At 69.4% G+C, this 9,359-nt stretch carries 5 protein-coding genes; 3 read left to right on the top strand and 2 right to left on the bottom strand.

Annotation, left to right across the window (positions count from 1 at the left end; genetic code table 11):
* Window positions 1–148: 148 nt before the first annotated feature.
* Complete coding sequence (locus OXK16_11770) at window positions 149–1,441, bottom strand: Glu/Leu/Phe/Val dehydrogenase (GenBank protein MDE0376617.1); 1,293 nt, start codon at window positions 1,439–1,441, stop codon at window positions 149–151.
* A gap of 1 nt (window position 1,442) precedes the next feature.
* Window positions 1,443–2,708, bottom strand: a complete 1,266-nt coding sequence (locus OXK16_11765; GenBank protein MDE0376616.1) for a DUF1015 family protein — start codon at window positions 2,706–2,708, stop codon at window positions 1,443–1,445.
* 259 nt (window positions 2,709–2,967) lie between these two features.
* On the opposite strand from OXK16_11765, the gene OXK16_11760 reads away from it, so the two are divergent.
* The 3 genes from OXK16_11760 to OXK16_11750 are packed head-to-tail and all read left to right on the top strand — an operon-like array spanning window position 2,968 to window position 9,265.
* Window positions 2,968–3,132, top strand: coding sequence for a hypothetical protein (locus OXK16_11760; GenBank protein ID MDE0376615.1), 165 nt, complete (start codon window positions 2,968–2,970; stop codon window positions 3,130–3,132).
* Entirely contained in the window at window positions 3,129–6,173 is a 3,045-nt protein-coding gene (locus OXK16_11755; protein MDE0376614.1) for an ATP-dependent DNA helicase, read from the top strand. Before OXK16_11760 ends, OXK16_11755 begins: the two co-directional genes overlap by 4 nt.
* On the top strand, window positions 6,170–9,265 hold the full coding sequence (locus OXK16_11750) for an ATP-dependent DNA helicase (GenBank protein ID MDE0376613.1): 3,096 nt from the start codon (window positions 6,170–6,172) through the stop codon (window positions 9,263–9,265). The genes OXK16_11755 and OXK16_11750 overlap by 4 nt, the downstream gene beginning before the upstream one ends.
* Window positions 9,266–9,359 lie beyond the last annotated feature (94 nt).

The raw sequence follows: 9,359 nt of genomic DNA, 5'->3' as shown, positions 1-9,359 counted from the left end.
AGTGGTCAGTGGTCAGTGGTCAGTGGTCAGTGGTCAGTGGTCAGTGGTCAGTGAATGGTTTGGCACGGGCATGACATGGGCAACCAACACACTTAAGGGCCACAAGGGACTTGATTAACCGATCAGGTCGCCCACCGGCCACTGACCACTAGGGATAGACGCCGCGGACCAGCTTGGCGCCGGCGACCTTGTCGATTCCTCTCATCAGAGCGGCGGTCCGCATGTCCACCTTCTCCCGCACGCTGACCTCCAGCACGGACTCGAAGGCCCGGATCATGATCTCTCGGAGCCGGCTCACGATCTCGTTCTCCGACCAGAAGTAGTTCTGCAGGTCTTGTACCCACTCGAAGTAAGAGACCGTCACCCCTCCCGCATTGCAGAGGATGTCGGGCACGATCAGCACTCCCCTGTCCAGCAGGATGCGGTCGGCCTCCAGGGTGGTCGGGTTGTTGGCGCCCTCCAGGATGAGCCTCGCCTGTATGTCGCCTGCGTTGCCGGCGTGGATCACTCCGCCCACCGCCGCCGGGATCAGCACGTCGCAATCGACCGCCATGAGCTCGTCCGGAGCGATCTCATCGGCCCCCGGAAAGCCCTTCACTCCCCCGGCCCCATCCACGTAGCGCGCCAGGCGACCAACCTCCAGACCCTTCCCGTTGTAGATCGCGCCGGTCAGATCACCAACGGCTACGACCCGGCAACCGACTTCGGCGGCGGCGATAGCGGCATAGCGACCCACATTGCCGAAGCCCTGTATCACCACCCGGGCTCCGTCCACCGACACCCCGCACCGCATGGCAGCCGACGGCAGCAGGCTGATGATCCCCCGGCCGGTCGCCTCCCTGCGGGCCACCGACCCGCCCAGTTCGGGCGGCTTACCGGTCACCACGGCCGGGACCGCATGCCCCTGATGCTGGCTGTAGGTGTCCATTATCCAGGCCATGACCCGCTCGTCGGTGCCCAGATCCGGCGCCGGGATGTCCGTCTGCGGACCAATCATGCCGATGACCTCGGCCGTGTAGCGCCTGGTGACCCGCTGCAGCTCCCTCCGGGAAACGGCGTGCGGATCGATCCGGACGCCTCCCTTGGCGCCTCCGAACGGCAGGCCCACCAGCGCGCACTTCCAGGTCATGAGCATCGCCAGCGCCGCCACCTCGCCCAGATTGACGTCCGGGGCGTAGCGGATGCCGCCCTTGGTGGGACCCATGGTGAGAACGTGCTGCACGCGGTAGCCGTAGGCGGTGCGCACCTTGGAATACTCGTCCGTCCGGTACGGGAAGGTGACGACCAGGGACCTTTGCGGCATGGTCAGGCGTTCACGGATGTTGTCGTCAAGGCCCATCTTCTCGGCCACGGTCTGGAACTGGGTGACCGCCTCCTTGTACATGGGTGAGTCCCACTCCATCTCGGGGGCGTCCGCGGGTCCTCGGCTCTGATCGGTCATGTCACCGTCTCCTGCCTCCCCCCGGGGCGCTGCCCGGTGCCGCCGGATCACTCCCGGCCGCCTGCTCATCCCAGCGAACCACCAGCAGCCCGGAGCGGGGCTTGGGAGTGAACCAGGTCGACTTGGGGGGCATCAGGCTCCTCGCATCGGCTACTGCGGTCATCTCGCCGATCTGAGCCGGGTGCATCGCAAACCCCACGGCGCCGGGATAGGCCGAGACCCGGCCCTCGAACAGTATGGTCGAGTTCTCCCCCACCTCGTACCAGAGGCGCGGATCATCGCTGGAAGATATGCCGAACACCGGCTCCAGGATGCTGTCGTGGAGCAGGCTCACATCGAGGCGTTCGACCGGATGGTCCGGACGCCGCCCGCGGAACACCAGCCGGTACGACGAGCCGTCCAGCACCATGGCGATCTCGCCCGTGCCCCGCGGTTGGGACTCCACCGAACCGGCCGGCCCCACTTTGTCCATGTCCCACCCGGCACCCAGCGACCGGCGGACCTCCTCGGGAGACGGGAGGAAGTCGGGCACGATCACGCGGTTGTAGGCCAGTGCCCGGAGGTGGTCGTTGGGAAACATGATGGCCAGGAACCAGCCGGGGCCGGCTCTCCGCTGCCGGGCCGCCGCCACGCGATGGTGGCCGTCGGTGATGTACATAGTCCCGACCCGGGATGCGGCCGCCCGCACGGCGGCAAGTCCGGACGGGTCCATGACCGCCCAGAGGCGCTGCCGGACACCGTCCGGGCTCGTGAAGTCCCGGAGCGGCGTGCCCGAGGAGAGCTCCCTCATCAGAGCGTGGTGATGCTCATCCGCATCGAACCCGAGCGCCACCGGGCTGGACGAGAGCCGTGCCCCGCGGTAGAAGTGGGCCAGATCCTCCACCGGGCCTTCGAGGGTGTCCTCGTGACCGAGTATCCGCCCCTCCTCGACCGCCGCCACCGAGACCCCACCCACGATTCCCACCTGGCGATGGCTACCCGTATCCAGCTCGTAAAGGAAGAAGGCCGCCGAAGGGAGGGGCTCGAACAGCCCTCGCTCCAGCATCCCGCGGAAGTGACCGGAAGCCCGCTTGACCACCGCCTCCCGGGATGGCGTCGGCCCGGGGAACTCGCCCACCGCAAGGGTGACGTTCATGAACGAGTCGGGATGATCAACCGCATAGCGATAGCTGTCCCCGCCGGGGACCGAGTCGGCCTGGGGGGCGACGACGTCGGCAACCCGGTCGGCGCGGGCTATGAGGGCTTCAACAGGTATGACGGAGACCACGAGCTATCGGCTACTCCGAAAGTGGGCTTGGGCAAGTGTGACGGACGATGATACGGCATCGATCCGAGCCGGACGCCGCAGGGACGTCGCTGGACCCAAGGATACCGTAGGATCTCGGGCTAGAGGATGCCGAGAAACGTCCGGTTGACCCTGCAGGCGGCAACGAAACCGCAGGTCGGGGCCCCGCGGCCGACCGTCCACGCCTTCTCCGGCAACCTGCCGTCGGATCGTGTCACACCCTCCCCGTAAGTTACGGACCATGGCTGAAGACAAGAGAACCCAAACCAGCCGGGACCAGGAAGCCATCCTGGCCGCCGAACTGGCGATCATCGAGGCCGGCTTCGGCTTCACCGTGGTGCTGGAGGAGACCGGGCAGGCAGAGGCTGAGGCGGCGCTCGCCACCCGGCCGCCGCTGGCCGCTTGACGGGCGTTCCGGACCGGGTGACTCCGGGCCCGACCACAGCCCGGTTCGCCGAGCTACGGCTCCGTCCCGAGGAATGGGACGGGCCGGTGAAGGCGACCGAAGGCCCACAGCTGGTGGTGGCAGGCCCGGGCGCCGGCAAGACGGAGTTCCTCGTGCGCCGGATCGCCCATCTGCTCGACGACCGCGGCGTACCGGGCTCGGCCATCCTCGCGGTCACGTTCTCCCGCCGCGCCGCGTCCGACTTCGGGAACCGGCTCCACCGCGCCGTGGCAGGTCCGGCCGGAGGCATCGGTGCGTCCACCTTCCACTCCCTCGCCTACCGCCTGCTGGAGCGGCACGCCCATGACGTGCTCGGATGGGACGCCCTTCCGTCCATCCTGACCGGCCCCGAGCAGGTGGACCTGGTCTCGGAACTGCTGGCCGGCGACCCGCCGGGCAACTGGCCGGTTCCCCTCCGGCGGCTCCTCGACAGCAGAACCCTCGCCCACGAGGTGACCGACTTCATCCTGCGAGCCCGGGAACAGCTCCTCGACTACCCCGACCTGGCCCGGATCGCCCGGGATCGTGATGACTGGCGGGCCCTGCCCGACTTCATCGCCCGCTACGACGCCGAGCTGGACCGCCGGGGCCGGATCGACTACGGGACCCTCATGGCCAGGGCCGTCCAGGTGCTGGCCGACCGGTCGCGGGAGGAGGCGGGCGTCCGGCCCTACCGGTACGTGCTGGTGGACGAGTACCAGGACACCACCAGGGCCCAGGCCGTGCTGCTCAGGCGGCTGGTCGGCCCGGACCGCAACCTCACCGTGGCGGCCGACCCCTACCAGTCCATATACGGGTTCCGCGGGGCCGACCTGGGCAACGTCCAACGCTTCGCCGATGACTTCCCCCTCGCGGACGGACGTCCGGTGCGGCGCTGGGTGCTGGCAACCTCCTTCCGCACCCCGGTCGAGATCCTCCGGGCCGCCGAGCGGCTCACGGTCGGGGTGGACCTTCCCGGAGCGGCGGGTCCGGTGGAAGCCGCCGCCGGACCCGGTCGGGTCGAGGTCCGGGTGTTCGACCAGGAGTCGGCCGAAGCGGAGTGGATAGCCACCCAAGCCGGCCGGCTCCGGGTCGAGCAGGAAATCCCCTTCCGCCGCATGGCGGTGCTGGTCCGGACCAAGCGGCGCCTCCTCCGGGAGCTGTCGCGAGCCCTGGAGCAGAGGTCGATCCCCCACGAACGCCCCGACAAGCGCCTCGCCGACCACCCGGCCACCCGGGTCATCCTCGATCTGGCCCGAGCCGCTCGCGGCTCCGACTCCGGCCCGTCCGGGAGCGGACCGATCAGAAGGGTGCTGCTGGGTCCCCTGTTCAACCTGGGGGTGGGCCGCCTGCGGGCTGTCGAGCGGGACCGGAGGCTGTTCGGCCTGGAATGGTCGGAGGCCATCCGGGCCCATGTCGAAGGAGGGGAGGAACTCGCCGGCTTGCTCAGCGATCCGTCCTGGATCGACCGGGCCGCCATCGAGGGGTTCTGGCACGCGTGGACCCGACTCCCGCAGCTCGAGCCTTTCGTCAACGACCCGGAGCGTGGCGATTTCCGGGCGGCCTGGGCAAGCCTCGCCCAGGCCCTGGCCAGGGTGGCCGACCGCGATCCGAGCATCACCCTGATCGATTACATCCGTCTGGTCGAGTCCGATGACTTCGAAGCCAGCCCGCTGCTCAGCCATCGCGATCCCGCCGAGGACCGGATGGTCCTGACCACCATCCACCAGGCGAAGGGCCTCGAGTTCGATGTGGTGTTCATCGCCGACGCGGTCGAGGGAGTACTGCCCGACCTGAGCCGCCACCGGTCCCTGCTCCAGGTCGAGCAGCTCGATCTCCTCCGCTCCCCCATCGCCGCCACCCCGTCCGAGACGGCGCCCGACCGGTCAACCACAAGACGCCTGCAGGAGGAGACCCGTCTTCTCTACACGGGTATGACCCGGGCGTGCCGGCGTGTCGTGCTGACCGCGACCACCGCCGGCCCCGGCGAGGCTCACCACCGCCCCAGCCGGTTCCTGGAGATGATCGAGGGCCCTGGAGTGGACGTCGTTAGCAGCGACTCCGCTCCGGCCAGGCCCGTCACGCCTCGGGAGGCGGAGACCTGGTTGAGGCGGGTCCTGGTCGATCCCGCCGAGCACGATCATCGACGCCTCGCCGCCGCCACGGTGCTGGCCACCGCCTCGCGCCCCGGCATCCGCACCCCGCAGAGCTATGCAGCCACGCGCCGCGAGGGCGCCGACCACGGCCTCATCCGGGGCCGGCGGCGTCTGTCTCCCAGCGATGCCCTGGGCTACGACAGATGCCCTCGCCAGTTCGCACTCGGACGCCTGCTGGGGGTGGGCGCCGACGGCAGCCCTCACCTGACTTTCGGCGCCCTCATCCACACGGTGCTCGAGCACGCCGAGCGGCAGGCAGCCGGAGAGGACCGCCCGTCCACGGTGGATGAGGCCCTGTCCGTGCTGGACTCGCAGATCGGACGGCACGACTTCGGAACCGACTCCCTGCGATCCGCGTGGCAGCGCCGGGCTCAGGAGTTGCTGGAGAAGCTCTACGCCGGCTGGCCGCAGCCCGCCGGCGGCCCCGTGTTGCTGGAGCACCCGGTGAGGATCGAGTTGGGAGGGACGACCTGGCGGGGGCGGATAGATCGGATCGAGCGGAATCCCGACGGCACGCTGCTGGTGGTCGACTACAAGACCGGGAAGTCGCCACCCACCAACGAGGAGGCCCGCAACTCCCTCCAGCTCGGCTTCTACTACCTGGCCTCCAAAGCCGATCCGGCCATCGCCGAGCTTGGGCCGGTGACCGGCGCGGAGTTCTGGTTTCCGCACGCACCTGCCAAGAAGGTCACCGTGCGCAGGTTCGGCCCGGACCGGGAGGCCGAGACCAGGCGCCGCCTCGAGGAGATCGCCCGCCTGATCGACCGGGAGGACTGGGAGCCCCGGCCCGGCCGGGCCTGCGACCGCTGCGACGTCAGGCCGGCCTGTCCGGCGTGGGCCGAGGGCCAGGAGGCCTACCGCCGATGACGCCCCGCCCCTCGGCCCAGCAACAGGCGGTCATCGACTACGGCCTGCGGCCGTTGCGCGTGACCGCAGGGGCCGGCACCGGCAAGACCTTCACTCTGGTCCGCCGCATGGCGGGTCTCATGGAGCGTCACGGTGTCCGGCCGGAGCAGATTCTGGGGGTGACCTTCACCAACAAGGCCGCCGCCGAGCTGGCGGGGCGGATCCGGTCGGCCCCCGAGCTCTCGTCGACACCGGCGATGGGGCCGGAGCATGCGATCGACGTCTTCACCTACCACGGCTTCGCCGCCCACCTGCTGGGTACCTACGGAGCGCTGGTCGGTATGGACCGGGGTACCCGCATCATCACCCCGGCGGCCGGCCGCCAGATCCTCCACCGGTGCGTCCTCGCCACCCCCTTCCGGATCGTCGACGCCACCCACGTGCCGACGGTGGTGCGCAAGCTGGTCGACCTGGCCGGCGAGCTGTCGGACAACCTGCTCCGCCCCGAGGACATCCTCGCCTCGGATCCGGTGGACGAGGCCGGCGCCCGCCGGGCCGAGTTGGCCACGGCCCTCGCGATGTTCGAGAAGGAGAAGAGAGGGCTGGGCGTGCGGGACTTCGGCGACCTGACCCGGCTGGCGGTGGCGTTGGTCCAGAACCCCGATCACCGGGGCATAGTGGATCGGGTCCGATCCCAGTACCGGTGCGTTCTGCTGGACGAGTACCAGGACACCAACCCGGCCCAGCGGGAACTCTTCTCGACGCTCTTCGGCGCCGGCCGGGCCGTCACCGCGGTAGGCGACCTCGACCAGACCATCTACGAGTGGCGGGGCGCCAGCCCGGCCAACTTCGGACACTTCCCCACCAGCTTCCGGGAGGCTGACGGGTCGGAGTCGCTCACCCTCCGCCTGTCGGTGAACCGCCGGTCGGGCCGGCGCATCCTCGATCTGGCCAACCGGGTCAGGGCCCGAATCACGGGCTCCGACCCGGCCGATGACCTCGAGGCGCTGGAGGGCAAGCCCCCCGGCTCGGTACAGGTCTCCTGGCTGGGCGACGCCCGGGAAGAGGCCGAGGAGATCGCCCGGGAACTCCGGCGTCTCCACGAGTCCGGGATGGAATGGTCGGAGATGGCGGTGCTGTTCCGCCGCAACGCCAACATCGAGCTGGTGCGCCAAGCCCTCGAGGAGCACGACATTCCCCTCCAGGTCACCGACCTGGGCGGCCTGCTCAAGGTTCCCGAGGTGGTCGAACTCCACGCCTGGCTCCGCCTGCTGGACGACCCGGCCGACAGCCCGGCCCTGGCAAGGATCCTGATGGGCGCCGGGTATCGCCTGGGCTTGGGCGACCTGGCGCCCCTTGCCCGCTGGGTGGCCTCCCGCAACCGCGACAGCGGCGGCCTGCGGTTCATCCTGGTCGAGGCACTGGAGCAACTCGACTCCCTGGACCTGCTCCCGGACATCAGGGGCCGCCTGGAGCGGTTCCGGGACATCTACCGATCACTCCTCGTCGAGGCCCAGGGCGCAGGGCCGTCCGAGCTGGCTCGATCGGTCCTGGCCAGGACCGGGGGATGGCAGGACATCGAGGCCATGCCCACCCCTTCCAACATCTCCGCCCGTCTCAACGTGCACCGCTTCCTCGACTTCACCGAGCACTGGCAGCCCCTCGAAGGGTCCTTCTCGCTCAAAGCGTTCCTGGGTCACCTGGAGATGATCCGCGACCATCCGGACGACGGACTGGACACCGTCCGGCTCGCCGGCGAGGAGGCGGTCACGCTCTCCACGGTTCACCAGGCGAAGGGGCTGGAATGGCAGGCCGTGTTCCTTCCCGCCCTGTACGAGACCAACTTCCCGGCCCGGCCCCGGGTGTATGCCGACCCGTCCAGGCTCGACGCCTGTGTTCCCGCCCACCTTCGGATCGATCCCGAGTTCCGCGCCAACCTCGACCCGGCGCTCGACCAGCGGACCCGCCGGGATTGGCTCCGCCGGCGGCACTACGACCAGGAATGGCGCCTGGCCTACGTGGCGGTCACCCGTGCCGAACAGCACCTCTACCTGAGCGGGGCCCATTGGTACGGCTCGCCCGAGCCGCTCAAACGGCCCTCCCAACCCGGCGATCTCATCGAGACCGCCCGCCGCCTGGAGCATGTGACGATCGGTCAGTGGATACCGGAGCCAACGCCCCGACCCGACAGCCTGCGGTTCCCGATCCCGGAGGCGGGTCCGGACCCGGTGCTGGGGACCACCTGGGAGAAGGCGCTCCACGAGATCGGCTCCGATCCGGATTGGGCGGCCGGCAGGGCCTGCCGGCTCGGCGTGGAGGACCTCTACGATCAGGCTGTGGAGGAGTTCCAAGAGGTACTGCTGTCCCTCACCGATCCCGCCGGAGGCGATCCCGAACCGGAGCCGACCGTCATCAGCGTGACCGGCCTGGTCACCTACGCCGACTGTCCCAAGAGGTACTACTGGTCCGAGGTGGACCGGCTTCCCCGCCGGCCCGGGCCCGCGGCTCGCCGCGGCCTCGAACTGCATCGCCGCATCGAACTGCATAACCGGGGCATGGTCCCCTTCGACGACCTCGAGCCTCAGCTGTACGACCGCACCCTCGATGAGGACACCGAGCCCGCCGAAGGCAAGCGGACAGGCTGGAGCGCCTTCCTGGAGTCGCCGTACGCAGACCGAATCCCCGTCCACGTCGAGGCGCCGTTCGAGCTCCGGATGTCCGAGTCGGTCCGGATCAGAGGCCGGATCGACGCCGTCTACGGGGATGGCGAGGGCGGGTGGGAGATAGTCGACTTCAAATCGGGCCGCCGATCCCGCCGGGCCTCCAGCCAGGTACAGCTACAGGCCTATGCCATGGCAGCGCGGGCGTCGGGGCTGGGCACGCCCGCCCCTGAGTCGCTGAAGGTGTCGTTCGCCTACCTCGGCGACGGACTGGACGTGGTGAGCCAGGAAGCGGACAGCCTCTGGATGGAACGAGCCGGGCAGCGGGTAACGGAACTGGTCGAAGGAATCCGGTCCGAGCAATTCCAAACTACCCCGTCCGATGCCTGCCGCTCCTGCGACTTCCTGACTTTCTGCGAAGCCGGCCAGGCCCACCTCACCTCAGAACAGTAGGAGCAGTGCCCCCAAAAACCTTCTTCGCGGACGGTTATCGGTCGGGCATCCCGTGTCCGAGGCAAGGCTCATGGTCGGACGCACACCCCACTCG

Source organism: bacterium (assembly GCA_028821235.1).
GTDB lineage: Bacteria > Actinomycetota > Acidimicrobiia > Spongiisociales > Spongiisociaceae > Spongiisocius.
Note: the sequence above shows the minus strand (reverse complement) of the source record. Positions and strands in the feature narration are given on the sequence as shown.

Coding starts and splice junctions, on each gene's coding strand:
- OXK16_11750 (MDE0376613.1), top strand. CDS start 6,170: ATGACGCCCCGCCCCTCGGCCCAGCAACAGGCGGTCATCGACTACGGC.
- OXK16_11760 (MDE0376615.1), top strand. CDS start 2,968: ATGGCTGAAGACAAGAGAACCCAAACCAGCCGGGACCAGGAAGCCATC.
- OXK16_11770 (MDE0376617.1), bottom strand. CDS start 1,441: ATGACCGATCAGAGCCGAGGACCCGCGGACGCCCCCGAGATGGAGTGG.